This window comes from Mesorhizobium sp. M0598 (assembly GCF_040320865.1).
Classification (GTDB): domain Bacteria; phylum Pseudomonadota; class Alphaproteobacteria; order Rhizobiales; family Rhizobiaceae; genus Mesorhizobium.
Map to the genome: position 1 here is coordinate 43,708 of NZ_JAMYQL010000021.1, position 25,993 is coordinate 69,700.

The 25,993-nt window shown below is 60.8% G+C and carries 26 protein-coding genes and 2 pseudogenes; 21 read left to right on the forward strand and 7 right to left on the reverse strand.

Features of this window, described 5'->3' with window-relative positions; genetic code table 11:
- Positions 1–33 precede the first annotated feature (33 nt).
- From NKI59_RS23005 to NKI59_RS23055, 11 genes and pseudogenes are all read left to right on the forward strand, one after another.
- Positions 34–396: a hypothetical protein gene (locus NKI59_RS23005; RefSeq protein WP_352592493.1), complete on the forward strand. Its 363-nt coding sequence runs from the start codon at positions 34–36 to the stop codon at positions 394–396.
- Between the two features lie 91 nt (positions 397–487).
- Positions 488–1,248: pseudogene (locus tag NKI59_RS23010) on the forward strand (glucose 1-dehydrogenase).
- Between the two features lie 437 nt (positions 1,249–1,685).
- On the forward strand, positions 1,686–2,477 hold the full coding sequence (locus NKI59_RS23015; RefSeq protein WP_352592496.1) for an alpha/beta fold hydrolase: 792 nt from the start codon (positions 1,686–1,688) through the stop codon (positions 2,475–2,477).
- Between the two features lie 67 nt (positions 2,478–2,544).
- On the forward strand, positions 2,545–3,303 hold the full coding sequence (locus NKI59_RS23020) for an SDR family oxidoreductase (protein WP_023674205.1): 759 nt from the start codon (positions 2,545–2,547) through the stop codon (positions 3,301–3,303).
- Positions 3,304–3,349: 46 nt separating this feature from the next.
- Positions 3,350–3,751 carry a cupin domain-containing protein gene (locus NKI59_RS23025; RefSeq protein ID WP_352455791.1) on the forward strand — a complete coding sequence of 134 codons (402 nt, stop codon included), beginning with the start codon at positions 3,350–3,352 and terminating at the stop codon, positions 3,749–3,751.
- A 51-nt stretch (positions 3,752–3,802) separates the two neighbouring features.
- Positions 3,803–4,450: an HD domain-containing protein gene (locus NKI59_RS23030; protein ID WP_352455792.1), complete on the forward strand. Its 648-nt coding sequence runs from the start codon at positions 3,803–3,805 to the stop codon at positions 4,448–4,450.
- Between the two features lie 266 nt (positions 4,451–4,716).
- The gene (locus NKI59_RS23035; protein WP_352592499.1) at positions 4,717–5,238 is read left to right on the forward strand and encodes a carboxymuconolactone decarboxylase family protein; all 522 of its coding nucleotides are present in this window, start codon (positions 4,717–4,719) and stop codon (positions 5,236–5,238) included.
- Positions 5,239–5,375: 137 nt separating this feature from the next.
- On the forward strand, positions 5,376–5,813 hold the full coding sequence (locus NKI59_RS23040; RefSeq protein WP_352592502.1) for a CBS domain-containing protein: 438 nt from the start codon (positions 5,376–5,378) through the stop codon (positions 5,811–5,813).
- Between the two features lie 128 nt (positions 5,814–5,941).
- The gene (locus NKI59_RS23045) at positions 5,942–6,676 is read left to right on the forward strand and encodes a sensor histidine kinase (protein WP_352592505.1); all 735 of its coding nucleotides are present in this window, start codon (positions 5,942–5,944) and stop codon (positions 6,674–6,676) included.
- 54 nt (positions 6,677–6,730) lie between these two features.
- Positions 6,731–7,012 (forward strand): GNAT family N-acetyltransferase, encoded by a 282-nt coding sequence (locus NKI59_RS23050; protein ID WP_023674211.1) that lies wholly within the window; start codon positions 6,731–6,733, stop codon positions 7,010–7,012.
- Between the two features lie 41 nt (positions 7,013–7,053).
- Positions 7,054–7,485, forward strand: a complete 432-nt coding sequence (locus NKI59_RS23055; protein WP_352707090.1) for a DUF1810 domain-containing protein — start codon at positions 7,054–7,056, stop codon at positions 7,483–7,485.
- Positions 7,486–7,552: 67 nt separating this feature from the next.
- Here the strand turns inward: NKI59_RS23055 and NKI59_RS35155 are convergent.
- From NKI59_RS35155 to petA, 4 genes and pseudogenes are all read right to left on the reverse strand, one after another.
- A pseudogene (locus NKI59_RS35155) lies at positions 7,553–8,277 on the reverse strand (pirin family protein).
- Positions 8,278–8,303: 26 nt separating this feature from the next.
- Positions 8,304–9,821 carry a mechanosensitive ion channel family protein gene (locus NKI59_RS23075; RefSeq protein WP_352622866.1) on the reverse strand — a complete coding sequence of 506 codons (1,518 nt, stop codon included), beginning with the start codon at positions 9,819–9,821 and terminating at the stop codon, positions 8,304–8,306.
- A gap of 20 nt (positions 9,822–9,841) precedes the next feature.
- Positions 9,842–11,137, reverse strand: a complete 1,296-nt coding sequence (locus NKI59_RS23080; RefSeq protein ID WP_352622865.1) for a cytochrome b — start codon at positions 11,135–11,137, stop codon at positions 9,842–9,844.
- Between the two features lie 16 nt (positions 11,138–11,153).
- Positions 11,154–11,630: a ubiquinol-cytochrome c reductase iron-sulfur subunit gene (gene petA, locus NKI59_RS23085; protein ID WP_352592517.1), complete on the reverse strand. Its 477-nt coding sequence runs from the start codon at positions 11,628–11,630 to the stop codon at positions 11,154–11,156.
- Between the two features lie 464 nt (positions 11,631–12,094).
- Here petA and NKI59_RS23090 point away from each other — a divergent pair, with 464 nt between their 5' ends.
- The 10 genes from NKI59_RS23090 (at position 12,095) to NKI59_RS23135 (ending at position 22,192) form a co-directional block, all read left to right on the forward strand.
- A complete protein-coding gene (locus NKI59_RS23090; RefSeq protein WP_352592520.1) occupies positions 12,095–12,679 on the forward strand; it encodes a glutathione binding-like protein in 585 nt (194 codons plus the stop codon).
- Between the two features lie 338 nt (positions 12,680–13,017).
- Positions 13,018–14,073 carry an alpha/beta fold hydrolase gene (locus tag NKI59_RS23095; RefSeq protein ID WP_352707102.1) on the forward strand — a complete coding sequence of 352 codons (1,056 nt, stop codon included), beginning with the start codon at positions 13,018–13,020 and terminating at the stop codon, positions 14,071–14,073.
- A 182-nt stretch (positions 14,074–14,255) separates the two neighbouring features.
- Complete coding sequence (gene dgoD, locus NKI59_RS23100; RefSeq protein WP_352592526.1) at positions 14,256–15,428, forward strand: galactonate dehydratase; 1,173 nt, start codon at positions 14,256–14,258, stop codon at positions 15,426–15,428.
- 5 nt (positions 15,429–15,433) lie between these two features.
- Entirely contained in the window at positions 15,434–16,210 is a 777-nt protein-coding gene (locus NKI59_RS23105; RefSeq protein ID WP_352592529.1) for an SDR family oxidoreductase, read from the forward strand.
- 30 nt (positions 16,211–16,240) lie between these two features.
- Positions 16,241–17,224 carry a substrate-binding domain-containing protein gene (locus tag NKI59_RS23110; protein WP_023674245.1) on the forward strand — a complete coding sequence of 328 codons (984 nt, stop codon included), beginning with the start codon at positions 16,241–16,243 and terminating at the stop codon, positions 17,222–17,224.
- A 97-nt stretch (positions 17,225–17,321) separates the two neighbouring features.
- Complete coding sequence (locus tag NKI59_RS23115; RefSeq protein ID WP_352592536.1) at positions 17,322–18,842, forward strand: sugar ABC transporter ATP-binding protein; 1,521 nt, start codon at positions 17,322–17,324, stop codon at positions 18,840–18,842.
- Positions 18,843–18,895: 53 nt separating this feature from the next.
- Positions 18,896–19,840, forward strand: a complete 945-nt coding sequence (locus NKI59_RS23120) for an ABC transporter permease (RefSeq protein ID WP_352592539.1) — start codon at positions 18,896–18,898, stop codon at positions 19,838–19,840.
- 2 nt (positions 19,841–19,842) lie between these two features.
- Complete coding sequence (locus tag NKI59_RS23125) at positions 19,843–20,643, forward strand: FadR/GntR family transcriptional regulator (protein ID WP_245274602.1); 801 nt, start codon at positions 19,843–19,845, stop codon at positions 20,641–20,643.
- A gap of 5 nt (positions 20,644–20,648) precedes the next feature.
- Positions 20,649–21,524, forward strand: a complete 876-nt coding sequence (locus NKI59_RS23130) for an aldose 1-epimerase (protein ID WP_352592545.1) — start codon at positions 20,649–20,651, stop codon at positions 21,522–21,524.
- 203 nt (positions 21,525–21,727) lie between these two features.
- Positions 21,728–22,192: a cupin domain-containing protein gene (locus NKI59_RS23135; protein WP_352592548.1), complete on the forward strand. Its 465-nt coding sequence runs from the start codon at positions 21,728–21,730 to the stop codon at positions 22,190–22,192.
- A 65-nt stretch (positions 22,193–22,257) separates the two neighbouring features.
- Here the strand turns inward: NKI59_RS23135 and NKI59_RS23140 are convergent, their stop codons facing one another.
- From NKI59_RS23140 to NKI59_RS23150, 3 genes are read right to left on the reverse strand one after another with little or no spacing between them, the layout of a single operon-like run.
- A complete protein-coding gene (locus tag NKI59_RS23140) occupies positions 22,258–22,761 on the reverse strand; it encodes a sarcosine oxidase subunit gamma (RefSeq protein WP_352707104.1) in 504 nt (167 codons plus the stop codon).
- A complete protein-coding gene (locus NKI59_RS23145; protein ID WP_352707107.1) occupies positions 22,754–25,708 on the reverse strand; it encodes a sarcosine oxidase subunit alpha family protein in 2,955 nt (984 codons plus the stop codon). The genes NKI59_RS23140 and NKI59_RS23145 overlap by 8 nt, the downstream gene beginning before the upstream one ends.
- Positions 25,705–25,986, reverse strand: a complete 282-nt coding sequence (locus tag NKI59_RS23150; RefSeq protein ID WP_352622860.1) for a sarcosine oxidase subunit delta — start codon at positions 25,984–25,986, stop codon at positions 25,705–25,707. The genes NKI59_RS23145 and NKI59_RS23150 overlap by 4 nt, the downstream gene beginning before the upstream one ends.
- Between the last annotated feature and the right edge of the window lie 7 nt (positions 25,987–25,993).

The window sequence follows — 25,993 nt, forward strand, 5'->3', positions numbered from 1 at the left end:
CCGCATGTTGTCCGCAATTCCTTGGAGCCGCCGATGACCACCTTTGGCAATATTTCGCGCGCCCTGAACCGCATTTCGGGTGGCGCGCCAGGTCAAACCTTGTGCGCTCGCATAGCCGAGCGGTGGCCTGAATGCTGGTTCTGTCGGCTCATGTCCCGGATTGTGGAACCGAACCACTGCGCCATCGAGCTGGAGCGCTGGCAGAGGCGCGAAACATATGCTGCGCCACGGCTGCCGCTCGGGCAACTGCGCCTGTGCAGCGCGGAGGCGATCGCCGGCGTTCGACACTACGTCGCGCTGTCGGGGGTCGCCGCCGCGCGCTTGTTCTGCCTTGAAGGCCAAAGCGCTCTGCAAGACGTCAAACTGGCTAAGCGCCCGGAGTTTATCAATCGGTAGCCGTTTGCGATTGCCGCTCATTTTGGCGGTCTCAATTCGGCGTGAAATTTTCTTGGCCAGCAGTTGCGACTATCGCAGCAGCACCGGCACTATTTTTCGAAGGCAGGAACGACATGGGCGTACTCTCGGGGTGGTCACCGGCGGAAACAGCGGGATCGGACTATCGGCTGCAAAAATCTTTGCGGCCGAGGGCGCGCAAGTCGTCATTACCGGCCGCCGGCGGCAGGCGGTCGAGGAAGCGGTCGCACAGATCGGGGCAGGCGCGCTGGGCATTCAGGGAAATGTGGCCGACGTGTCGCACCCTGACGAGGTAGCGCAACAGATCCGCCAGAGGTTCGGGGCGCTCGACATCTATATGGCGAACGCCGGCATAAACACCATCACGCACTCGGCCGACGTCTCCGAGGCAGAATATGATGCGCAATTTGCCGTCAATACGCGAGGCGTCTTCTTCGCGTCCAGAAGCTGATTCCGATCATGCGGAATGGCGGCGCAATCATCCTCACAGGCTCGCTGGCCAGCGAGAAGGTTCTGGACGGTCATGCTGTTTACGCGGGCTCGAAGGCGGCCATAAATGCCTTTGCGCGCGCTTGGGCGATCGAACTGAAGTCTCGCGGCATCCGGGTCAACGTGCTCAGCCCAGGTCCGGTGGATACGGCTATTCTCGATAAGCTAGGCATACCGTTTGAGCAGCGCGGGCTGTTTGAAAAGGCGATGGCGGAGGCAATACCCCTGGGCCGGATGGGGCAGCCGGAAGAGCTGGCAAAAGCCGCCCTGTTCCTTGCCTCGGACGCGAGCAGTTTCGTCACGGGCATCAATCTGCGGGTCGACGGCGGGATGGCAGTGCTCTGAGCCACGACTGCGATGTCGCGCCAATAGACTGGCGAATAACGGCCGGTCCGGCTGTTTGACCCATACCAAGGCATTTGGCGATGCGGGCCGAAGGCCAGGAACTATGTCGTTGACGAGAGGAGGCTTTGCCGCCGTGTTCGATCCGGCCGGCTCACCAGCGCTCAACGGATCGACCGCGCCAGGCTCTCGCCACGGCGGCAGCGGCGTCTTGCAAACACAACTCTCTGGCCGCGCGCCCTCAGTGTCTGTTCCGGCGACCGCCGCCAATGCACACCCCGCATAGATACCTCAATCATGCTGCAGGGCACCTGATCTCCCTGGTGACCTACCCTGCACCTTGGCATTGTATGACAGACCCTTCCGCACAATAGGTTGGCGGGCCGCGTCGGCGCATTCTCCTGAGCATTGGTCACCACAGGCCACACGGGAGAAAGCAAATGCGAAACATAACTCGAGTCCTGGCCCTCACCGCAGCGCTTGCCGCGTCGGGCGGCGGGATGGCGCAGGCCGCGAATTCTCAGCCCAAGCCGACGATCGTACTGGTGCACGGCGCCTTCGCGGAATCGTCGAGCTGGGATGCAGTCATCACCAAGCTCAGCAAAGACGGTTATGTAGCGATAGCCGCAGCTAATCCGCTCCGCGGCGTTGCCAGCGATGCGAAAGCAGTCTCAGCCATCGTCCGGTCGGTTTCCGGGCCGGTCGTGCTGGTGGGGCATTCCTACGGCGGGCCTGTCATCACCGAGGCCGCCAATGGCAATCCCAATGTGAAGGCATTGGTCTACGTGGCAGGTTTCGCGCCGGATACCGGCGAATCGAGCCTTACGTTGTCCAGCATGTTTCCCGGCAGCACCTTGGGGAGCGCGCTTGCTCCAGTCGCGTTGCCGGACGGCGGACAAGACCTCTTCATCGAGCCGGCCAAGTTCCGCGCCCAGTTCGCCGCCGACGTTCCGCAAGAGCAGACTTTGCTGATGGCTGCCACTCAACGCCCTGTTGCGCAGGCGGCTCTGGCTGAAGCCTCGGGCGTCGCCTCATGGAAGACGCTGCCGTCCTACATGATCTACGGCTCGGATGACCGGAACATCCCGGCAGCCGTCATGAGCTTCATGGCCAAGCGTGCGCATGCGGTAAAGACCGTCGTCATCGAGGGTGCGTCCCATGCGCTCATGGTTTCGCATCCCGACGAGGTCACGTCACTCATCGAGGATGCTGCTGCATCGGTCAGTCAGTAGCAGGCCGGAAACGCCCAGCATCCGATCGAGCAACGAAAAATAGACACGCAACACCAGGAGACCAGACATGAAGATCGTCGTCATCGGCGGAACCGGGCTGATCGGTTCAAAGACCGTGGAGAGACTGCGAAACAAAGGACACGACGTGCTTGCGGCGTCGCCGAATTCGGGCGTCAACACCGTTACGGGAGAGGGTCTGGCGGCCGCGCTTGCCGGTGCGCAGGTCGTCGTCGACCTCGCGAACTCGCCGTCGTTCGAGGAAAAGGCTGCCCTGGAGTTCTTCGAGGCATCCGGGCGTAATCTTTTTGCCGCCGAAACGGCCGCCGGCGTCCGTCATCACGTGGCGCTGTCGGTCGTCGGTACCGACCGGCTGCAGGGCATGGGCTATTTCCGCGGCAAGTTGCTTCAGGAAAAGCTGATCAGGGAGTCCGGAATTCCCTACACCATCGTTCACGCCACTCAATTCTTCGAATTCACCGCCGCCATCGCAAACACGGGCGCCGTCGGGGATACCATTCATATGTCGCCGGCCTACTTCCAACCCATGGCGGCTGATAATGTTGCCGATGCGATGGCGGACGTCGCGCTTGCCGCGCCGTTGAACGGCATGATCGAAATTGCCGGCCCGGAGCGTGTTCGCATGAGCGAACTTGTCGAGCGCTTCCTGAAGGCCACCAACGACCCGCGCAAAGTCGTCCCGGATCCCGGCGCGCTCTACTACGGCCAAGTGGCAATCGACGATCGAACGCTGGTGCCCGGCGAGAACGCGCGCATCGGCGCCGTGCGTTTCGATGATTGGCTCAGCCGATACACACCACCGAAGTAAGTAATCATCGGATAGGCCCGCCATTCGCACAACAAGGAGACCAGACATGATCAAAACACTTCTCTGCGCCGCGCTCACCTCCGCTTCCGTCACCGCAGCAATGGCCAATGACGCCGCCAACGTAAAGCTTGTCTACGACCAGGCTCTTCCAAACGTGCCCGGCAAGAGCATGAAAGCCGTGCTCGTCGAGTACGCGCCTGGGGGTACGTCGCCGGCTCATACCCATCCCAAATCCGCGTTCATCTATGCCACGGTCCTGGAGGGGGCGATCCGAAGCCAGGTCAACGACGGGCCGGTGAAGACTTATCGCGCCGGCGAGAGTTTCTCGGAATTCCCTGGCGACCGTCATGCCGTCAGCGAAAACGCCAGCAAGACGGAAGGCGCTCGTCTGCTTGCTATTTTCGTCGTCGACACCAGCGAGACGGAACTTACGACGAACGCGAAATGAAATCGTAGCCCCCGGGACCATCGGGGCGTACGCGAAGGGACGGTCAGTGACATGAATTCGATCGCCATCCGCACACTTGCGGGGATTTTGGTCCCCGATACTCCGCTTGTTGGCCGAGCGATCGAACATGCCCGCCAGCGATGTGAACCCTACCTGTTCAACCACGTGGTCCGATCCTGGCTTTTCGCGGCCCGGATCGGACAGATTCAGAATATCCAGCACGACGCGGAGGTTGTTGCCGTTGCAACCCTGTTGCATGACGTCACGCTCAATGAGGACTTCGCCGGGCCGCGCCGTTTCGAAGTGGAAGGCGCCGATCTTGCCCGCACCTTCGTTCGGGAGGGCGGCTTCGACGAGCGGCGCGCCCAATTGATCTGGGACAGCGTCGCCCTCAACTCGACGCCGTCAATCGGCCTCTACAAGGAGGCTGAGGTGGCGCTTTGCACAGCCGGCATCTGTCTCGATGTCGTCGGCTTGCAATACAGCCTCATTTCGTCAGCCGAGATTGCAAAGATCATCGGTGAGTTTCCACGCCTCCAAATGAAGCGACGGATGACGCGATGCTTTTGCCATATCGCCGAGGTCAGGCCGGAAACCACCTACGACAACTTTGCCCGGGACTTCGGCGAGCGCTTTGTTTCAGGCTACAAGGCGACTTCGGCAGTTGATCTTGTGATGAACGCTCCCTTCGAAGAGTGAACGCAGTTTCGATCCAGGTTCTATCGACACCGGTCGGTTCAGCCTCGCCCTTCAAGTGACCCAAACGCTGTGCGCCCGTCGCATGCCTGCGCCAAAGCGAATTGCCGAGGGCAGCGGTCAGGTGCCAATTTCCACCTCCTATACTTCGGTTTAGGCGCCCCAACCCAATCGAGTGGCAATACATATCATCGGCACGATAGCAACAGTTCGTCTCACCGGTCATCCTTACGCTGCAATGGATTGCAAACACCTCAAGGAGATAAGTAATGAATATTGCAGCGTCACCGGTCGCTCCGAAAGGAAAAGCCGTCGCCCAACGCGCGAGTTATGCCGAGCAGTCGCCGGAACTTCTGAAGAAATTTATTGAATTTCTTGGTGCGACGCGAGAGGGGTCGATCGAAGAACCGATCCGCGACCTTGTTGCAGTCCGAGCCGCGCAGGTGAACGGGTGCACCTTCTGCCTTGATATGCACGTCAAACAGGCGAAGATTCATGGCGAGCGCGAACTGCGCCTTTACCACCTGGCAGCCTGGCGGGATTCGACCTTGTTCGTTCCTCGCGAGCGTGCAGCCCTGGCATGGACGGAAGTCTTGACCAAGCTGCCCGAGCAGGGTGTCCCCGACGAGATCTACGATCGGGTCAGGTCACAGCTTTCCGAGAAGGAAATTTCCGATCTGACCTTCGTTGTCATGGCGGTCAATTCTTGGAACCGTCTGAACATCGGCTTCAAACCCGTCCCGGGCTCGGGGGATGCGAAGTTTGGCCTGAGCAAAGCAGCACTGAGCTAATCTTTGGAACGGGTCAGAATGGCGCTTGTTTGCGCGCCATTCTGACCGGCCAGGCGAAGGCGCCGAGCTCGGCGACCAACACTGGAACCGATCTCAGCCTCCCGGCCGCGGCCGCGAGGCGCTCTCAGGAGGGCGTCATGCGCATTGACAGTCTGCATCCAGTAATATCGGCCCGTCTCATGGTGATTGATGTCGACGCTCCACTCCGCAGTGCAGCACTCTCACTTTCCGGGCCCGCAATAGGCCTGGTCGTGGTGTGCCACGGCAGTGGGGAGGCGGCAGGCGTGCTGAGCAAGTCCGACCTTGTCCGCCATCTGGCGAATTCAGGGCCAACAGAAGCGCCGATTGCGGCATTGATGAGCACGTCCATCGTGTCCTGTGGTCCCGATGACGACCTTCATTCAGTCTGGCAGACCATGGCCGCGCAAGGCCTTCAGAATGTGCCGGTGCTAGGGGCTGACTCGAAACCGCTAGGCGTCCTCGATATCCGTGATGCGATGAAGGCGCTTTTCAAACAAGAGGAACTGCAGGAACGGCTGCTTGCCAACTACATCAGCGGGATCGGCTATCAATAGAGCTTGGTCTATCGTTTGGATATACATAAGTATGTATCGGAGGCGTCTTAGATATAATTGACAATAAATGCCGTAAATTATAGCGTATTGAAGCAAATGGGTGTCGACTGAGCCAACGGGGTTATGAAATGTTTCGTCCGGACATAAAAGAAGATGTCTTCGACGGCCCGCCCGATGGTCTTGGAAGTGGTATGTCCGTGCAAATGTCGACGGCCGGCATCGTCCATGACCTCGGCAATCTCATTCAGGTCGCCTCGTCGGCGTTGAACCACCTGGCCCGCGATCCGAGCATCCAAGCGACTCCGGCGCTTGGGCCTGTAATTGCCGGCGCCAAAACGGCTTTGGAACGGGCTGGGGACCTTGTCCGGCAAACCATCAGCCTGGCTCGAGAGAGCCACGCGGAAATCGAATACACAAACGTAGATGCTTGCCTGGCTGAGATCGAAACCCTCGTGCGGAGCGCCTTGGATGCCAATTTCGGTCTTGAGCTTCGGGTTGGGTCCGACCTGCCTTTGGTGAGATGCGATCGCTTTGGGTTGCAAAATGCGGTTCTGAACCTTCTGTTCAACGCGCGCGATGCAATGCCTGACGGCGGTTTCATCTCGATCGATGCCGGCTTGGCCTCTGAAAGCTCTACCGCCGGTCAGGTAGATATCCGTGTCGCGGATAACGGTATCGGGATGACCAGCGAGACAATGGTCTGCGCCTTCGATCCGTTCTTCACCACCAAAAGCGAAGGCCTCGGCGGCGTCGGTTTGCCGATGGTGAAGCGCTTTGTCGAGCAGTCAGGCGGAAGCATCGACCTTCAGAGCACGCTCGGGGCAGGCACGACCGTCACTCTGCGGTTGCCTGCGGTGCGATAGCGGCCGGCCAATCTCCCCCCGGTGACAGACGTGACATACAATCGAGAGATAGAGATGGATGCACAAGTCGTTGAAAACGTCCAACAGCACCGTTTCGAGTTGCCGATCGCCGGCGATATGTTTGCGGCGGCCTACTATCGGCTCGAGGGCGGGCAGGTCGCGCTGATACACACCGAAGTCCCGTCGGAATTTTCCGGACAAGGGATCGCGTCGCGATTGGCCCAAGGGACCTTCGAACTGCTCCGCAAAACCGGCCGTAAAGCGATCTTGAAATGTCCCTTCATGAGCCGCTTTTTCGCCAAGCACCCGGACTATGCAGATGTCGTCGACGGCTAGTCAGGGCACCAATGTTGAGGGTTTCCCAAGGATCTATCCAAATGCCTGACCAGTATGATTTGCAGAGGTTCGTCAGCGCACAGGATCCGGTCTACGACGACGCGCTGGCCATTCTACGTCGAGGGATGATGTGCACTCCCTATATGGAGTTCATCTTCCCAAGGTTGGCCACCAGGCGAAGCGGTACTGCGCCTGAGCCATATGCAATCACATCGCTCGACGAAGCCAGCGCCTATCTGTCATTTCCGATCCTTGGAGGCCGTTATCGGGAATGCGTTGGCACCCTGCAGCGGCTCTCCGGCCTAAGCGCTCGCGCTGTCTTCGGTGACGTTGATGCGAAGAAGTTGCACGCGTCCCTGACGCTGTTTTCCGAAGCAAGCAACGACGAGTTCCTCCTCGAGACAATCTTCGACGTCTGGTTCGACGGTTTGCTCGATGAGGAAACGATGAACGATCTCTACTTGATGTCGTAGTGGTCTGCCTGCGCCACCCGGCGTCAAGCTGTCGCGGCGCTGAGGTCACCATCCGCTGCCTTATCCCTCACATGCTGCCATCCGGCAGAGGCATGAGCTCGTGCTCTCCCGGCACGCCGGGGAAGCGGCGTTCGCGCCAATCCGCCTTTGCCTGCTCGATCCGTTCGGCTGAAGAGGAGACGAAGTTACAATAGATATGACGTGGCTCGGCCAGGGGCTCACCTCCTATCAGCATCAGTCTCGCCGCATGGAAGGCAGGCGCCTGGAGCACAATCTCAACGCCGCGCGCCAGAGCTACTAATTCGGCTCATGAAACGTACCGAGATGGCCGACAATTCCAACCTCACCGGCGACGATGTAGATCGCACGCTCACGGTGTTCGGGTTTCACCTGGTAGCGCGCACCGCTCGTGAGCACAATTTCGGCATAGACCATGTCGGAGAACGTCCGGTGGCGTGCGCTCGGAATGAACGATGCCCGACCCGGCCGTCATCCAGTTGGCCTCGCCAGGACGGATGGTCTGCACTTTACCCAAATTGTCGCGATGGACGATCTCGCCATCGATCAGGTAGGTCACGGCCGCAACGCCGATATGCGGATGCGGTCCCGTATCGAAACCGTGACCTGCGTCGAACATAGCGGGCCGAAATGGTCGAACAGGATGAAGGGCCCGATCATCAGGCGATTCGAGGACGGCAATACGCGCCTTATCTTCAGTCCGTCCGCAAAATCACGGATAGCCGGCTGGATGAGTGTATCGATGCCTGTGATATCGCTTTGGCGGATGGTCATGGATCTCTGTCCTTCTGCATGCCTTATCAGCCAGGTGCTCGAACGCGCTTGAACGGAGCGGCGCGAAAGACTGTCTGAATGGCTTTGAGGAGCGCGAATTTGGAGCCCGCGTGGTGCTGTCCGGCGATGCCGCTTTCATTAAGAGCCGACACCCTCATCGACAGGATCGCGGCAAGATCTTCGGCCATTTCGGGCCTGTCGTGCAGCAGCGGCGCAAAGTTTTCCTGGTCTATCTCGTAAACCGTGATGGGGGTCATTGCCCGCAAACTTGACATCTCGCCAATGCCGGCGAGCAAGCCGGTCTCGCCGAAGAAATCGCCAGGTGCAAGCCGGCCGATCTCCTGCAGTTGATCATCGCCCTCGCCAATTTGCCGGACGATGACTCCCGTCCGTACGATCATAAGCGACGGCAGCATCTCTCCCTGTCGTGCGATGATTTCGCCCTTATGGTAGGTGCGAACCGAGGCCGCTTTGGCGAGCGACTCCTGCTCGGTATCCGTTAGCGCCGAGAATACCGGTATGGAATTGATGAGTTCGATCGGGGTGAAGCCATGGGAGGCCGCCATCTCGTGGCCCGGCCGGTTGGTCATGGCAATCGAGCCCGAAAATGGCTCCGCCAGCAGCATGCCGGTCGACTTTGAATGGCGATAAATGAGATCGAAGATTTCGTTCCGAGCGGCACTTCGCTGGTCGATACTTGCGACGCGAAAAAACAACTCGATCTCGATAGCTGCGGCATCCAGGCTTCTGATGGTGACCGAAGGCGAAGGCTCCTGGAGGATTGAATTGCAGCTCAGCAAGACAGTGCGCATGAGCTCTACGATGATCGCCGGCGTCTTCGTTGGCGCCACCTTGACGGTTACGGCAAGTCCATGGCTCTCGTCCGGACCGCTTAGATTTGTTACCCCGATCTTGGCGAGAAGGCTGTTTGGCAGCGCCACGACATTGTGGGTCGGGGTCAGAAGTTGGGTCGACCGCCAGTTGGTCTCGACAACGCGGCCTTCGGTTCCGTCGCCTAGAATGATCCAGTTTCCAAGCACGTAAGGGCGGCCGAGGTTAAGCGCGATCGCCGAAAATACGTCACCAAGCGTATTCTGGAGCGCCAGTCCCAGGATGACGGCAAACACGCCCGACGTGGCAATGAGCGTTCCGACCGGCACTGCAAAGACAAACGCCAGGATCGACAGGAACATTCCAGCGTAGACGACACCGACCACGACGTCCTGCAGGAGACGTGCCTCGCGCGGCTTTCGCTCGAAGACGAGATAGATACGGACAAATCCGATTAGCGCCCAGGCAAGGTGAACCCACCAGAGCAGCTTGACCGAGCCGATGAGGATCGCTCCTCCGGTTGTCTCGTTGTCCCCTGCGGTCTCGTATGGCACGACGCGCAGGTCGAGAACCATGGCCGACATGGCGAGGAAAAAGCCGAGTTGGACGACCAGCTTCGCATTGGCGAAGCGTCTGGGGATGAGGGACCAAACGACGATCCCGGCGAGGCCGAGCAACACGATGTAGACCAGAGGAGAGTTCCACCAGCTCATGAACGATCCCGATGCCAAGTTCAATGTTTGGTCTCCGGCCCGGCGATCGGGCCTCTGCCGCTGGCCTTGTCTTTTTCGAGAACTGCTTCGGTGATCGAATTCGGCAGCCGTCGCGGCTTTTCGATCAGCCCGAGCACCGGCATGGCGATAATGAAGAACGCAAAATAGTAAAGCGTCGCCAGTTGGGACATGACGACGTATGCGCCTTCCGCCGGCCGGGAGCCGAGCCAGCCGAGAAAGAGGGCATTGGCAACGAACAGCCAGAAGAGCACCCTGTACCAGGGCCGATAGACCGCCGAGCGCACCTTCGAGGTGTCGAGCCACGGCACCAGGAACAGCACCGCGATCGAGCCGAACATCGCGAGCACGCCGCCGAGCTTGGAATCGATGGGCCCGATATTGAAGGTGATGGCCCGCAGGATCGCGTAAAACGGCAGGAAGTACCATTCCGGGACGATGTGGGCCGGCGTCTTCAGCGGATTGGCGATGCTGCTATTGTCGGGATGGCCGAGGTAGTTCGGCAGGTAGAAAACGAAATAGGCGAAGAAGAACAGGAACACGAGGATGCCGAAGGCATCTTTGACGGTGGCATAGGGCGTGAAGTCCACGACATCAGTTTTCGATTTGACCTCGATGCCGGTCGGATTGTTCTGGCCGACGACGTGAAGCGCCCAGATATGCAAGGTCACCACGCCCGCAAGCACAAATGGCAGCAGGTAATGCAGCGCAAAGAAGCGGTTCAGCGTCGGATTGTCGACCGCGAACCCGCCGAGCAAAAGCTGCTGGAGCCAGTCGCCGATCAGTGGGACGGCGGTGAAGAAGTTGGTGATGACAGTAGCGCCCCAGAACGACATCTGTCCCCAAGGCAGCACGTAGCCCATGAAGGCCGTCGCCATCATCAGCAGGAGGTTGGTGCAACCGAGCACCCACAGCAGCTCACGCGGCGCCTTGTACGAACCATAGTAGAGCCCGCGGCAGATGTGGAGGTAGACGGCAATGAAGAAGAACGACGCGCCGTTGGAATGGAGGTAGCGCAGCAGCCAGCCCGAATTCACGTCGCGCATGATCTGCTCGACCGAGTTGAAGGCCAGCCCCGTATCAGGGGCGTAATGCATCGCCAGCACGATGCCGGTCAGGATCTGTGAAACCAGCATGATCGTGAGAATACCGCCGAACGTATAGGCGTAGTTCAGGTTGCGCGGCACCGGATAGACGATGAAGCTGTCATAGACCAGCCGCGGCAGCGGCAGGCGGGCATCGAACCAACGTTCGATTCTGGTTTTGGGCGTATAGGTCGAGTGTTTGTCGCCGCTCATCGAAATGCCCCCTGCCTCAGCCGATACGGATCTTGGTGTCGGAAATGAACTGGAACACCGGCACCGCCATGTTCTCCGGCGCCGGCCCCTTCCGGACGCGGCCGGCGGTGTCGTATTGCGAACCATGGCAGGGGCAGAACCAGCCGTCGAAATCGCCTTCCTGACCATGCGGGATGCAGCCGAGATGGGTGCAGACCTGGATCATCACCACCCAGGCTTCCTTGCCCGGCATAGTTCGATTGGCGTCGGTTGCCGGCGCATCGGCCGGCAGGTTGGCGTTGCGGGCAATTGGATCCTTGAGCTCGGCGAGACTGACTGCCTGGCCGTCCTTCCTCTCTTTTTCGGTGCGGTTGCGCACGACCACCGGCTTGCCGTGCCAGTCGACGATCAGCGACGTTCCCGGCGTCAGCGAGGAGACGTCGACCTCGATCGCGGCGGGCGCTTCGACGCGCAATGTGTGCTCGGCTGTGGGGGTTTCGGAAAGGTCGGCCATGATGGCGACTCCTATTGTTGGAAGCTGCGTCATCGCGTTGGTGGCAATCGAGCAAAAGCAGGCCACGGCTTTCGCCTTTCCAGTCTGCTCACGTCGCGTGAAATATGCCGGCCGTGGCCGGGTGTGAGCCATCGTGCCAACGGCACGTGCGTCCAATACTTTCGTTTAGGATTTCCTGAGCGAAGGACTGGCAGGGCTGGCGATGATGCCATCATGGAAGGTTCTGGATTCCTCCAGATAAACGTTGGCCACTGAGCTGGCATACGCCCCGGCATTGCGCACGGCGATCCCGAACTTCAGCCCGACCATACCTCGGCATAGGCACGCCTGGCTGTCGGTGTCGTAGTCGTCGTCTCCGCCAAGTGCGAGTTTCTGGAGCGGTTGTCTCGCGTGGCGCGGGGCAGGTTTTCCGCCGGGCGACGACCAATTGCGGGATTCAATCGGGTTTAGAAAAGGGAAAAGCGGTGAAACTCTACTACAGCCCTCTCGCCTGCAGCCTGGCGGACCACATCGCTCTGGAAGAGGCCGGTGTTCCCTTCGAGCGCGAAAGTGTGAACCTCAAGACCAAACGGACAGGCTCCGGGGATGATTTCACTACCGTCACGCGCAAGGGCTACGTTCCAGCCCTCGTGCTGGATAGCGGCGAAACGCTGACGGAAAATATCGCCGTCCTCGACTGGATTGCGTCGCAATACCCGCCACTGGGAGTGGCGGGGCCGTTGGGCCGTACCCGCCTTCTCGAAGCGCTGACCTACGTCTCAACTGAAATACACCGAAGCTTCAAGCCGATGTGGCACCAAAGCAGCGATGCCGAAAAGGCCAAGGCGAGCGCGACGATTACGAGCCAACTCGAGTTCTTCGCTGACGGGCTCGAGACCGACTATCTGTTCGGCGACAAACCCAGCGTCGCGGATTTTTATCTTTTCGTGATGCTGCTTTGGGCGGCCCGCTTCCACGTCCCTGTTCCCGCGCCTTTGCAAGCCCTTCGCGTCCGAATGGCTGCCCGACCGGCCGTGCGCATCGCAATGGATCGTGAGGGCCTCGTCTGAAGCCGAGGGCGACTTCGAGCATAAGATCAGATGCAACATATCCTCTCGCCCAAACAGAAGATCAGGAGTCATTCTCATGCTGCCGTTCCTGCGGATGCTACATCCAGCCGCTTCCAAGCGCGGGGATGGCCTACGTCTCGAATTTCTCCGGAGGGAAATCGAGGAAACGCTGGACCTTACCGACGTTCAGTCAGAGCTCGCCGCACTGCCCCCTGGCCGAGTGGTTGCAATACTGGATTCGCCGCAGTCACCGTCGAAATAAGCGCAATATTTCCTGTCGGCCGATGCAGCGGCCGGTCTAGTTGTTCCCGCTTGTTGGTCATCATAGAGGCTTCATCATGAATGCGAGTAAGGCTCCCGACACGGTCGATCATCGCCGCCGGCGCATTGTCGGTGCGACAGCAATGATGTTCTCCGCCACCGAACTCGGCTTGAGCGCGCCGGCAGCCACTTGGATGGTCGAGGCGAGGGCGTCCGCGACGCAAGCCAGGCCGGAATCATTCGGCTCGCTCAGACAGGTCAATGCCGAAAAACTGAGCGTCGGATATGCGGAGCTGGGGCCTGCCGAAGGTGCTCCAGTGATCCTGCTTCATGGCTGGCCCTATGACATTCACACCTACACCGACGTCGCTCCTCTGCTTGCCGCAAAGGGGTACCGCGTGATTGTGCCCTACCTGCGCGGCTACGGCACTACGCGATTCCTGTCGGACGAGACGATGCGCAATGGCCAGCAGTCGGCGCTCGCCGCGGATACGATCGCCCTGATGGATGCGCTGGGGATCGAAAAGGCCACGATCGCCGGCTGCGACTGGGGCGCCCGAACGGCCAATGTCGTTGCCGCGCTCTGGCCTGAGCGTTGCAAGGCGATCGTCTCGGTGAGCGGCTATCTCATCGGAAATCAGCAGGTCGGCATGGTGCCGCTGGCACCGGAGGCGGAGCTTCAATGGTGGTATCAGTATTACTTCCCCACGGATCGCGGCCGCGCCGGCTACGAGAAATACACGCGCGATTTCGCCAAACTCATCTGGCAACTCGCTTCGCCGCAGTGGAATTTCGACGATGAAATCTTCCAGCGCAGCGCCGCAGCCTTGGACAACCCGGATCACGTCAGCATCGTCATTCACAATTACCGCTGGAGGCTCGGCCTGGCACAGGGCGAGCCGGAATATGACGGTCTGGAAAACCGGCTGGCCGAAGCTCCCGTGATCACAGTGCCGACCATTACCCTTGAGGGTGATGCCAATGGCGCACCCCATCCCGACAGCAGTTCCTACGCCAAGAAATTCTCGGGCAGATACACGCACCGGATCATCACCGGCGGTATCGGCCACAACTTGCCTCAAGAAAGCCCGCAAGCCTTTGCCCAGGCTGTCATCGACGTTGACGAATACTGATCAGGCAAGCTGAGTGAGCTGCTGATGCCTGCGCTGGATGGGCGGCGAGGACATGATGGTTGCGAGCTGAACATCGAGGCGCGGCCTTGCTCCACATCGACGTTGCGCTTGACTCGTCCATATTATCCATAATAAATCATACATATCGCCTTCAAAAAAAGGCGGCAGGTCTGGGAGGACCAATGAAAATTACGGCCATCAAGGCGCGCGTCTGCAATGCGGAAATGCGCAACTGGGTTTTCGTCCGGGTCGAAACCGACGAGCCCGGGCTGTTTGGCTGGGGTGAGGCAACGCTGGAATGGAAGACCCGAGCCGTCGTTGGGGCGCTTCAGGACCTTGAGGCCCTGCTCATCGGGCAGGATCCGCGCAACGTGGAGCAGTGCTACCAGATACTTACGCGCCACGGATTTTGGCGTCTTGGCGTCGAGGGAATGTCTGCCGTCAGCGGCATTGAGATCGCGCTCTGGGACATCCTGGGCAAATCATTGGGAGTCCCCGTCTGGCGCCTTCTGGGCGGACAGGTTCGCGACTATCTGCGCACCTACACGCATCTCGGCCTCGGAGACATGAAGGCGGTCTATGAGACCGGATCCGCGGACGCGATCGTGGAACGCGGACGCATCGTGACGCAGGCAGGCTACGACGCTGTCAAGGTCGTCTGCATTCCCTACACCCACTACGTATCGCCTGCGAAAGCCGTTGATTCTGTCGCCAACATGGTTGGCTCACTTCGCGAGGCCATAGGTCCGGACATCGGCATCATGGTCGATTTCCATGGACGCCCTGCATCCGTTAACGCTGCGATGGATTACCTCAAGGCAATCGAGCCGGCCCGCATCATGTTCGCGGAAGAACCCGTGCCGCCCGAAGATGTTGCCGGACTGGCGCATATCACGGCGCGATCGGCCGTGCCGATCGCTTCCGGCGAGCGGCTGATCGGACGTCGCGAATTCACGCACTCGATCGCAGCCCGTGCCTTCAACATTGCCCAGCCTGATATCTGCCACACTGGCGGTCTGCTGGAGACAAAGAAGATCGCGGCCATGGCGGAAACGGCAGGCATCGGCCTTGCGCCGCACAACCCGCTCGGTCCGATCGCTGGCGTCGCTGCTCTTCACTTCGGCATATCGACGCCAAACGTCGTCATTCAGGAGGAGATGTCCGGTGCCGTCGCCTGGTACGACGAGGTCGTTACCTGGCCAATTCGGCGTAAACCAGGCCGCTGGGACTTGCCCGAACTGCCGGGCCTTGGCGTCACCGTCAATGAGGACGTGATCGCGCGTCACCCCTTTGAGCAGGAAGTGCTGCATGCCCGCAATGCCGTCATGCCGGACGGCACCGTGGTTGACTGGTGAATGCAATGGCAGGCCGGCTGCAAGGAAAGGTCGCAATCGTCACGGGCGCCGGCCAAGGCATAGGTGCCGCCACCGCCCGGGCTTTTGCGATGCATGGGGCAAAGACCGTCATTGCTGAACTGAATGCGGCAAGCGGGAAAGCGGTCGCCGACAAATTGCGGGCCCAGGGCGCGGACGCCCTGTTCATCGAGACGGACGTCACCGACGCATCCGCAGTCGCGGACATGATCGCGCGGACGATCACGGCCTATGGCGGCGTCGACGTTCTCGTCAACAATGCCGGCGCCAACGTCTTCTACGAACCATTGATGATGCCGGATGAGGAATGGGAGCGCTGCCTCAAGCTCGACCTCCAGGCCGCGTGGTTCTGCGCCAAGGCGGTTTTGCCGACGATGCTGGCGAAGGGCTCGGGGTCCATCGTCAACATAGCGAGCTGTCACGCCTTCCAGATCATTCCCCATACGTTCCCGTATCCGGTCGCCAAGCATGCACTTTTGGGCCTGACCCGTTCGCTGGCCATCGAATATGCCGCACGCGGTATCCGGGTGAACGCGATCGCCCCCGGCTATATCGAGACGCCAATCGCGGAAGCCTACTGGAACACATTCCCGAACCCCGCCGAGGAGAAGCGGCGAGCCTACGACCTCCATCCGCCCAAGCGAATTGGCCGGCCGGACGAGGTTGCAATGACGGCGGTTTTCCTCGCTTCGGACGAAGCGCCGTTCATAAATGCCGAGACGATCACCATCGATGGTGGGCGCTCGGTTCTCTACCACGACTAGCAACCACCATTGAGCTCAGGGAGGATCTTCATGAAAACCACAACAAAGGCTTTGGCGACATTTGCGGTACTGGCTGCCGGACTGATGAGTGGCGCAGCAAGCGCAGACGACATCAAGATCGGCTACATCAACAAGATGGGAGACCATCCATGGTTTGTCGCCGAAGTCGGCGGCGCCAAGAAAGCGGCTGAGGCGGCAGGGGCCGCGTTCGTGTCGCAGGACGTTCAGTTCGACGCCAATTTGACGATCACGACCTTCGATACGATGGTCGGCGATGGCGTGAAAGGCATCGCCATCGTCGTCCCCGACAAGGCGCTGGGACCGGTCATCGCTGAGAAAGCAAAGGCCGCAAAAATTCCCTTGGTGGCGGTGGACGACGATATCTACTACCAGGATGGCACCCAGGTCCCCTATGTCGGCATGAATGCTTACAATATCGGTGCGCGGGTGGGCGAAGAGCTTGCCAAGCTCTACAAGGCTGAAGGCTGGGCGGGCAAAGAGGTGCGCATCGCCTCGATCGAGGACCGCAAGGCCGATACCTGCATGCAGCGCAACAAGGGCGCGGAAGAAGCGTTCCTGAAGGCGGTGCCCGATTTCAAGCCGGGCAGCATCGTTCGCGTCCCCTACGACAATACGATGGTCAACGCCATCGATGTGATGACCACCACATTGACGGCCAATCCCAGCGTCACGAACTGGATATTCTATTCATGCAACGATGACGGCGTGCTGGGTGGTGCGCGAGCACTGGAGAATGCCGGCTATTCCGCAGACCAGGGCATGGGGATCGGCATCGACGGCAGCCGCGCCTGCGATGCCTTCGGATCCGGAAAGCCCTCGGCGTTCCGTGGTACGATGTGGCTCAATTCGGAAAATCATGGCGCGCTGGCGGTGAAGATTCTCTTGGCCTCCATCAAGGACGGAACCAAGCTTCCCGTTCAATCCTTCACTGACCCGGAATACATCACCGCCGACAATTTTGCGTCGGACTACAAAGCGAAGCTCTGCCACTGAACCAGATATGCGTCATGCGCCGCAGTGCGCATGACGCTCTTTGGGCCGGCAGTTCGTCGGCGGGCACACGGGATCGATCCTCGGGAGTGAGCTTTTGATGCAATCGGATTTCTTCTCGCTCGACAGGATATCGAAGCGCTTCGGCGTCGTGCAGGCGCTCGACAATGTCTCGATTGCCTTTCGGCCAGGAGAGGTGCTTGCCCTGGTTGGCGAGAATGGCGCCGGCAAGTCGACAATGATGCGAATTCTCGAGGGCGTGTTCGCACCGGACACCGGCACCGTGCTGCATGGCTCCACGCCGATCGTTTTCAGCGAACCGCGCGACAGCCACAGAGCCGGAATACGGGTCATCCATCAGGAGCCGGAGATCGTTCCGAACCTGACCGTGGCCGAGAACATTTTCGTCGGCGAACTGCCGCGGCTGGCAGGCGTCCTGCTCGACTGGCACAAGCTCGAGGACCAGACCGATAAGGTGCTTGCGACCTTCGGCATGCAGCAGGATATGCGGCCGCGGCAACTTTGCAGCACGCTCGGTCCGGCACAGCGTCAGATGATCGAAATCATGCGCGCCATACGTGCCGGCGGCCGGCTGATCGCATTTGATGAGCCGACCTCGTCACTGACCGACGACGAAGCGCGCCGTCTGTTTTCAGTAATTCGCCGGCTGCGCGGCGAGGGCACTTCGATCGTCTACATCTCTCACAGGCTGAACGAGGTCATCGACCTTGCGGATCGCATTGTCGTCTTGCGGGACGGCCGGCTGGTCGATGATTCCCCCGCTGCCGGTGCCAGCGAGCAGACCATAGCCAAGCTCATGGTGGGCCGCGACATCGCCGATCTGTTTACGCGCGAGATGTGGCAATCGGGGCAACCGTTGCTGGAGGTGACGGGCCTGACCACCGACCACGTCACCGATGTGAGCCTCAAGGTCCGCCGCGGCGAGGTGCTCGGCATTGCCGGCCTTATGGGTGCGGGTCGATCCGAACTGGCAAAGGCGATTGTCGGCTATGATAGGCGCGTCGACGGAACCATAACGATGAATGGTGCGCCCGTTGGCCCTAACAGCCCGCATGCAGCGATCGTGGCCGGTATCGGCTTTGCCCCGGAAGACCGCAAGCACGAGGCGCTGCTGTTGTTCCGAAGCATTCTTGATAACGCCTCGCTTTGCGTGCCCGACAGAACGTCGACCTTCGGCTTCTTCAACCGGCGCAAGGCACTGGAGATCGTCTCACCGCTTGCAGCAAAGATGTCGATCAAGGCGCCCAACCTCGACGAACAGGTTTCGAAATTATCGGGTGGCAACCAACAGAAGGTCGTTCTCGCGCGTTGGCTTGCGCGGCAGCCGATGCTTCTCATCCTCGACGAGCCGACCCGCGGCATCGACATCGGCGCCAAGGCGGAAATCTATCGCCTGATCGACGAACTCGCCGCCAGCGGCATCGGCATAATCCTGATTTCCTCGGAAATGCCGGAACTGATCGGGCTGGCTGACAGGGTGCTTGTTATGGCTGGAGGCCGGATCACGGCCGAACTTTCCCGCCCTGACATCGACGAGGCCACGATCCTGAGACATGCCATGCCTCAATCTGCAGCATCGCTTGGAGGACAAATTCAGTGAACAGCCTTGAGCTCAGGACAGCAACAACGCAAACCGGCAAAAGGCGCGCTTCCTTGCGCATCGCAGAGCGCATCGGCATTCACAACATAAGCCTTCTTGTTGCTCTCGCCATTCTCGTGCTCATTTTCGGCACCCTGAGAGGCGACGTGTTCTTCTCCAGCCGAAACCTGCTGAACATCGGTCTAGGCATTACCATCCTGGGCGTTCTGGCGATGAGCCAGACCGTGGTTATTGTCGCCGGAGGGCTCGATATTGCCGTCGGCGCAATTGTCGGTCTGACCACAGTATCGACGGCAATGGCCATCCAGGCCACCGGATCACCCGCCGCGGGCATTCTTGCCGGCCTGGTCCTGGGCGGTCTTGCCGGCCTCGTGAACGGCATCATCATCACCTATGGGCGGGTCAACGCTGTCATCGCGACTCTCGGTACGATGGCGATCTTCCGCGGCATCGCGTTCATCATGTCCGATGGGCAATCGATCGCGATTTTCAGCGACACTTTCCGCTTCATCGGGATCGGACGAATCCTCGGCCTGCCTCTGCTGATCTGGATTCTCTTGCTGACCGCGATCGTGTTCCATCTCTTCCTTGCCCGCTCGATCGTTGGCCGCAACATCTATGCCCTGGGCGGCAATCCCGTTGTCGCACGCTTCTCCGGCATCAACATCAACCGCTACCGCGTCGGCATCTATATCATGAGTGGAGTGGCGGCCGGATTGGCCGGGATTCTGTTGGCTGCCCGTACCGGCTCCGGGCAGCCAGTATCCGGATCCCAAGGCCTGGAACTCGAGGCCATCACAGCGGCCGTTCTGGGTGGCTGCGCCTTGCAGGGCGGCAAGGGCACGATCGTCGGCGCACTGCTGGGCGTCGCGATCATTGGCGTCCTCAACAACGGAATGATACTGACGTCCGTGCCAACCTTCTATCAGTTGCTTGCCAAGGGCTCGCTGCTGATACTTGCTGTGGTAATTGCCGAGTACCACTTGAACAGGACATGACGATGGACGCGGCGATCGCTTCGACTGGCCAAGGCAAGCAGGACATTCCTGCCGCAGATGGCACCACGTCATCGCTCAAGGATCGCATCGCACGCGATCTCGGACAGCGCATCCTCGCCGGCTCCTACGCCCAGCACTCCGTCCTGCCGACGGAAGCCGAACTTTGCGTTATCTACGGGGCGAGCCGCACCGCGCTTCGCGATGCTCTTCTGACGCTTTCGGCGAAAGGATTGATCGAGGCACGCAAGCGGGCCGGGACGCGTGTGCGCGTGTCGAGTGAATGGAACAGGCTGGATGCTCAGGTTCTGGAATGGATGCGCGATATCGAGCCCGATCTCGATTTCGTCCGCGGATTGATCGAGGCGCGGCTGGTCATTGAACCCGCTGCCGCCCAACTTGCGGCCAAGATGGCGACGTCAGGCGATCTCGCAGTCATCGAAGCGGCCTATGAAGCCATGCGCATTGCTCCGCAGGACGATCTCGCTGCGTGTCTCGATGCCGACGTCAGGTTTCATACCGCCATCCTTCGTGCCAGCCGCAACCCGGTGTTCGCCAATCTCGGCAATATGCTTGCGGCCGCCCTCAGCTTCTCCTTCCGCTTGACCACATCGGCCACCGCTAATTACCAGCAGACGCTGAGCGCGCATGGCGACGTGCTGGAGGCAATCCGGATGCGCAGGGCCGACGATGCACACGATCAGATGAAGGCGCTCATCGGGATCGCGTCGAACGACCTTCTTGCAGTGGCTCGCAAAGGCCGCCATCAACAGCCGATCGCCGCTGCCAAGGCCGATACCGTCTGAAGCGGATGGTCGGGACGATCAAGATCAGAAGCGGAGACCTGTCTGCTGAAATCGTCCCATCGCTTGGGGCAGGTCTTGCGAGGTTCGACTATGGGCGCGTGCCGCTCTTCAGGCCTTGGCCAAACGGCGGGAGCAGCAAACCGTTCGACCTTGCCTGCAACCTGCTTTTGCCATGGTCAAATCGCATCTCGGGCGGCGGCTTCATATTCGAGTCCAAATTCCACGAACTGCCTGCCAACGTCGCAGGCGAACCATTTCCAGTTCACGGCAATGGATTTTCGAGCGCGTGGAACGTCGACAGTCTGACGCAGGACAAAGCGAAGCTATCGCTCATCAGCAACGGACCCGGCCCATATCGATATCGCGCCGAGGTGAGCTACGCGCTGGCCGGGCAGGGGCTCGAGCTGAAGCTTCGCATCGTCAATCAGGCGCCGGTCAGGCTCCCGTTCGGGCTTGGCATCCATCCATGGTTCCCAAGAACGGCACGGACCACGCTTCATGCGCCGGCCTCGCAGGTTTGTCTCGAACTGCCCAGCCATCTCCCTGAACGGTTTGTCGATATCAAAACTCGTCCCGACTGGGATTTCGGCGCCCCGGCCGTATTGCCGAACGGATGGATAAACGATCTGTTTGCCGGTTGGAACGGCGTCGCTACCATATCGTGGCCGGAGCACAGTTGCAGCCTGCGGATTGAAGCTTCATCGCCCTTGAATTTCTACCTGGTCTATTCGCCATCGGACGAGAGCGACTTCTTCTGTTTTGAACCGGTCAGTCATACTGTCGATGCTCACAATCGTGGTTCGATCGACAAATGGAATGGACTGTCGGTGCTTGGGCCTGGCGAGAGCCTGGCAGCCCGTTGCAGCTTTGCCGTCAGTTAGGCGGACCTCTGCGGCGCCCTCGAATTGGCGGATGTCGGCCAGCATGTCCGGTGAGAACGAAGCCGGCTTTTCGTCCAAACGGAGCTTGGGAAGAGGGAACTCCGGCGACAGGGAACCCGTGAGCCAGGTCGACGTTTGCCGGATGTCGCTGCGCAGCTCGTCTGCTTGAGGGCCCACCAAATGTGCCTGGCAGGATTGGATCAATGACGGATGTTGAACCAAAAGAATTCGTGCTCGCAGGCATCGTCATGAAGCGACTGGTCTCCGGCGAACAGACGGGAGGCTTGTTGAGTCTCTTCGAAAACAGAAGCGACGGGCACACGAAAACGCCAATCCATGTTCATGCGAATGACGACGAGACGGTCTACGTCATCGAAGGGCACTTGACCGCAATTGTGGACGGCGAGGTCCGAACGCTCTCGCCCGGCGAGAGCATGTTTTTGAAGCGCGGCATCCCGCACCAGCTCATGAATCCCGGCAATCAGCCCGTTCGCTATATCCTGATAGACACGCCAAGTGTGTTCGAGCAGTTTCTCGCCGAAGGTGGCCATGAACGCAGCAAGGGAGAGGTGGTCGGGCCGCCGACGCCTGCCGATATCGAGCGGCTCAAAGTAGCCGCGCCGAAGTTTGGGATTACGCTTCTGCAGGACTGGCCGGCAAGAGAGTAGATGGCTTCGTGATGGCGGCTTGGATCGCCGCTAAAGCCGGCCCTTGCCCGAGGAACCGGTATTGGCTAGCCGCCGGCAAGCCAATCCGAGAGGCTGCGGGCAAAACTTCGCGGCACGATGAGTTCGCACGCGGTCTCGCCGATGCGCAGGAAGAGCACGGGCACGTGATGGAAGGATGTTTGCACGGCGCGGCCCGGAGCGGCGGCCGGCGCGTGCCAGTTGACGGCAATGCATCCGGACAGAAGCCTTGCGATACCAGGGCCGGCCATTTTCAAACGAACACGACCTTCGCCGAGGGGAACCGAACAGCCGAGGTCGGGGTCGACGGCAAGCGCGGGCGCTTGCGCGCTCTCATCGAGAACCAGCCAGAGGCGGCGAGGTGCAACGCGGACGACGAGTAGACCTTTGTGGCGAACCGTCTCTCCAACCGAGGTGGGAAGTTTCGTGTTGAGCGACGCCGAGACGCTCTTTTCGAATTGTCTCAGTGTCGCGTCCCAGCCCTCGATCTGGATAAGCGGACAATCCGCCACGGACAGGCTGAAATCCCGAGAAGAGGTCAAGCTAGCCATGCAGCCGTTCTCCCTGCGGATCGATGAATACCGGCGAGACAACGCGGGCGCGAACCGTTTCGGCCTTCATCGGATAGACCGCCACGACCTCGCTTCCTTCTGCCGCGACATCACCGGCAAGCAGAGCCAACCCGACATAATGGCCGCGTTCGGAGCTGAAAGTGACGGAGGTGACACGACCGCGCCCATGGCCATGGGGTTTCTCATCCGGCAGGAACAGGATGGCGCCGCCGCGCAGGCGTTTTCCGTCCTCGATGCATTCCAGTCCGACCAGACGCTGCCGGTTGGGCGCCCGGAGGGCAGGGCGCCGTCGCAGGACGTCGCCGACGAAGCCGCTGCGCTTGCCGGCCATGCGGCCGAGGCCGAGATCGTCGAGCGTCGTGCGCCCATCGATCTCCGGTCCGGCGACATGGCCCTTTTCGACCCGCAGCGCGCCAAGCGCCTCGACACCGTAAGGCTTCAGGTCGAAGGGTCTGCCGGCTTCGAGCATGCGGCTCCAGAGCTGTTCACCGGCAGTGGCGCCGACATAGATTTCGTAAGCGCGCTCGCCGGAATAACTGAGACGCAGGATGCGGAGCGCACGGCCCTCCCATTCGCTTTCGAGTAGCCCCATATGCGAAAGCGCCTCCTCGGAAACGTCGAGAGCGGGAAACGCTGCATTCAGGATCGCGCGGCTGTTAGGCCCGGCAACCGACATCGCCGCCCACTCGTCGCTGACCGAAGTGACGGTCACGCGCAAATCCGGCCAGGCCGTGTCGAGCAGGAATTCGAGACGCGACAGCACATCGGCGGCCTTGGCGGTCGAAGTGGTCATGAAGAATCGGTTTTCCGCTAGCCGCGTCGTGGTGCCGTCGTCGAAGACAATGCCGTCGTCGCGCAGCATGACGCCGTAGCGGGCGCGGCCTACCGCCAGCTTGGCAAAGCCGTTGGCGTAGACGCGATCGAGGAAGATTGCCGCATCCGAGCCCTGGACATCGATCTTGCCGAGCGTGGAGATGTCCATCAGCCCCGCGGCCTGGCGCACATTCCGCATTTCGGCGACATAGGCGTCGTTCACGTGGCGCCCCGACTGCCGGTAGAAATAGGGCCGCATCCAGAGCCCGACCTCGAGCATCTCGGCGCCGTTCGCCATGTGCCAATCGTGCATCGGCGTGCGGCGGATCGGCTTGAAATGATGGCCGATGGCGCGCCCGGCAAGCGCCCCGATGGCAACCGGCGTATAGGGCGGGCGGAAGGTCGTGGTGCCGGTCTCAGGAATCGTTGCGTTGCGCAGCGCTGCCATCGCGGCAAGTGCGGGAAAATTGCTGGTCTTGCCCTGGTCGGTGCCCATGCCGAGCGTGGTGTAGCGCTTCAGGTGCTCGACCGATTCATAGCCCTCGCGATGGGCGAGCCCGATATCCCCAGTTGTCACATCCATCTGGAAATCGACGAAGGCTTTTTCACGTCCGACCGAAGGGGCTTCGCGAAGTAGCGTCGTAGCGGTCTCGCCGAGATCGAGTTTGGACGGAGCGGGCACCGGCGCCGACTTGCCGCAGTAGGCTGCCGCTTCGATGCCGGCGCGATGGCCGTCCTCGACGGCAGCGGCGGTCGCATAGGCTCCTATCATTGCGCCGGCGCCGAACTGGCTGGCTGAAAAGACGCCCGGCACGAAGCCGTCAATGTCGTCGCGATAGACAGGTTTGACACCGAGGTGTGAGGTGAGATGCACGGTTGGCGACCAGCCGCCGGAGATGCAGACCAGGTCACAGGCGGCCGAGGATTGTCCCTCCGGTCCATTGAGCGTTACGCGCCTGACGGCATGGCCGCCGTGCAGGTCGACGATGCGCGTTGCGGCCCGCACCACCACGCCGAGCCGTGCGGCTTCCGCGGCAAGTGCTGCGGGCGGGACGGCGCGCAGATCGGCAACCGTCACCTCCGCGCCGGCTGCGGCATAGTCGAAGGCGGTGCGCCAGGCACCGTCATTGGTGGTGGCGACAATGATTTTCTTGCCCGGCAGGACGGCGAAACGATTGAGATAGGTCCGGGCGGCCGAGGCAAGCATGACGCCGGGCCGGTCATTGTTCGAGAACACCATCGGCCGCTCGATGGCGCCGGTGGCGAAAACAATCGAGCGGGCGCGCAGCATAGTGACCGTTTGGCGGGCCTCGCCATTCGGCTTCTGATCGGTTGGATCGCGCTGTTTGACCAGTCCAAGGACATTGCCGTCATAGCTGCCGAAAGCGGTCGTCCGCTTCATCAGCGCGACGGTTTCGAAGTCCTCCAACTCGGCCTCGGCCTGCCTCAGCCATGCGGCCGCTGCGCTGTCGGACGGTTCCGCCAAAAGCTGGCCGCCAAGCAGAAAATCTTGCTCGATCAGCGCGACCCGCGCGCCGGCTGCGGCGGCTGTCCGCGCCGCCGACAGTCCCGCCGGGCCGCCGCCGACGATGGCGACATCGGCAAAGGCATGACGAACCTCATAGCGGTCGGGATCGGGGTCGGTGCCGGCCCTGCCCAGGCCGGCCGCCTTGCGGATGAAATGTTCGTAGAACATCCAGGCGCGGCGCGTCGGGCCCATGAAGGTCTTGTAGTAGAAGCCGGCGGACAGAAACGGTGCCAACAGTCCGTTGACGCTTTGCACGTCGAAGGCAAGCGACGGCCAGCGGTTCTGACTCTCCACGACCATGCCGTCGGCGAGTTCCAGCGTCGTCGCCGGCAGGTTCGGCTCGCGCCTGCCGGCGCTCCCGAGCGTAACCAGCGCATTCGGCTCTTCGGGCCCGGCGGAAAAAATGCCACGCGGGCGATGATATTTGAAGCTGCGACCAACCAGCGCGACGCCGTTGGCGAGCAGCGCCGAGGCAAGTGTGTCGCCGCGATACCCAGCCAGCTTGCGGCCGTCGAAGGTGAAATTGACCGGCACCTCGCGACTGATACGGCCACCCAATGGCAGGCGTTTGCGGTTCGAACTCATGCCGGTTGTTTCCTGACGGTCGATTTCCTGGCGAAGTCGACGGATGCGATCGCGTGGTTGCGGGTGTCGCGTTCGACCACCAGCCATTGCCGGCAACCGGTCACGTGCTGCCAGAATTCGCGATGCTGGCCGGCCGGGTTTTTCCTGACGTAGACATAACGGTACCAGGCCTCAGGATCGGGATCGTCATGGGCCGGACGCGTGACCGAGGCATCGCCGCCATAGCGGAATTCGTCATGGTCGCGCGGGCCGCAGCAGGGGCATTCGATGCGCAGCATTTTGTCC

Coding starts and splice junctions, on each gene's coding strand:
- NKI59_RS23005 (WP_352592493.1), top strand. CDS start 34: ATGACCACCTTTGGCAATATTTCGCGCGCCCTGAACCGCATTTCGGGT.
- NKI59_RS23015 (WP_352592496.1), top strand. CDS start 1,686: ATGCGAAACATAACTCGAGTCCTGGCCCTCACCGCAGCGCTTGCCGCG.
- NKI59_RS23020 (WP_023674205.1), top strand. CDS start 2,545: ATGAAGATCGTCGTCATCGGCGGAACCGGGCTGATCGGTTCAAAGACC.
- NKI59_RS23025 (WP_352455791.1), top strand. CDS start 3,350: ATGATCAAAACACTTCTCTGCGCCGCGCTCACCTCCGCTTCCGTCACC.
- NKI59_RS23030 (WP_352455792.1), top strand. CDS start 3,803: ATGAATTCGATCGCCATCCGCACACTTGCGGGGATTTTGGTCCCCGAT.
- NKI59_RS23035 (WP_352592499.1), top strand. CDS start 4,717: ATGAATATTGCAGCGTCACCGGTCGCTCCGAAAGGAAAAGCCGTCGCC.
- NKI59_RS23040 (WP_352592502.1), top strand. CDS start 5,376: ATGCGCATTGACAGTCTGCATCCAGTAATATCGGCCCGTCTCATGGTG.
- NKI59_RS23045 (WP_352592505.1), top strand. CDS start 5,942: ATGTTTCGTCCGGACATAAAAGAAGATGTCTTCGACGGCCCGCCCGAT.
- NKI59_RS23050 (WP_023674211.1), top strand. CDS start 6,731: ATGGATGCACAAGTCGTTGAAAACGTCCAACAGCACCGTTTCGAGTTG.
- NKI59_RS23055 (WP_352707090.1), top strand. CDS start 7,054: ATGCCTGACCAGTATGATTTGCAGAGGTTCGTCAGCGCACAGGATCCG.
- NKI59_RS23075 (WP_352622866.1), bottom strand. CDS start 9,821: ATGAGCTGGTGGAACTCTCCTCTGGTCTACATCGTGTTGCTCGGCCTC.
- NKI59_RS23080 (WP_352622865.1), bottom strand. CDS start 11,137: ATGAGCGGCGACAAACACTCGACCTATACGCCCAAAACCAGAATCGAA.
- petA (WP_352592517.1), bottom strand. CDS start 11,630: ATGGCCGACCTTTCCGAAACCCCCACAGCCGAGCACACATTGCGCGTC.
- NKI59_RS23095 (WP_352707102.1), top strand. CDS start 13,018: ATGAATGCGAGTAAGGCTCCCGACACGGTCGATCATCGCCGCCGGCGC.
- dgoD (WP_352592526.1), top strand. CDS start 14,256: ATGAAAATTACGGCCATCAAGGCGCGCGTCTGCAATGCGGAAATGCGC.
- NKI59_RS23105 (WP_352592529.1), top strand. CDS start 15,434: ATGGCAGGCCGGCTGCAAGGAAAGGTCGCAATCGTCACGGGCGCCGGC.
- NKI59_RS23110 (WP_023674245.1), top strand. CDS start 16,241: ATGAAAACCACAACAAAGGCTTTGGCGACATTTGCGGTACTGGCTGCC.
- NKI59_RS23115 (WP_352592536.1), top strand. CDS start 17,322: ATGCAATCGGATTTCTTCTCGCTCGACAGGATATCGAAGCGCTTCGGC.
- NKI59_RS23125 (WP_245274602.1), top strand. CDS start 19,843: ATGGACGCGGCGATCGCTTCGACTGGCCAAGGCAAGCAGGACATTCCT.
- NKI59_RS23130 (WP_352592545.1), top strand. CDS start 20,649: ATGGTCGGGACGATCAAGATCAGAAGCGGAGACCTGTCTGCTGAAATC.
- NKI59_RS23135 (WP_352592548.1), top strand. CDS start 21,728: ATGACGGATGTTGAACCAAAAGAATTCGTGCTCGCAGGCATCGTCATG.
- NKI59_RS23140 (WP_352707104.1), bottom strand. CDS start 22,761: ATGGCTAGCTTGACCTCTTCTCGGGATTTCAGCCTGTCCGTGGCGGAT.
- NKI59_RS23145 (WP_352707107.1), bottom strand. CDS start 25,708: ATGAGTTCGAACCGCAAACGCCTGCCATTGGGTGGCCGTATCAGTCGC.
- NKI59_RS23150 (WP_352622860.1), bottom strand. CDS start 25,986: ATGCTGCGCATCGAATGCCCCTGCTGCGGCCCGCGCGACCATGACGAA.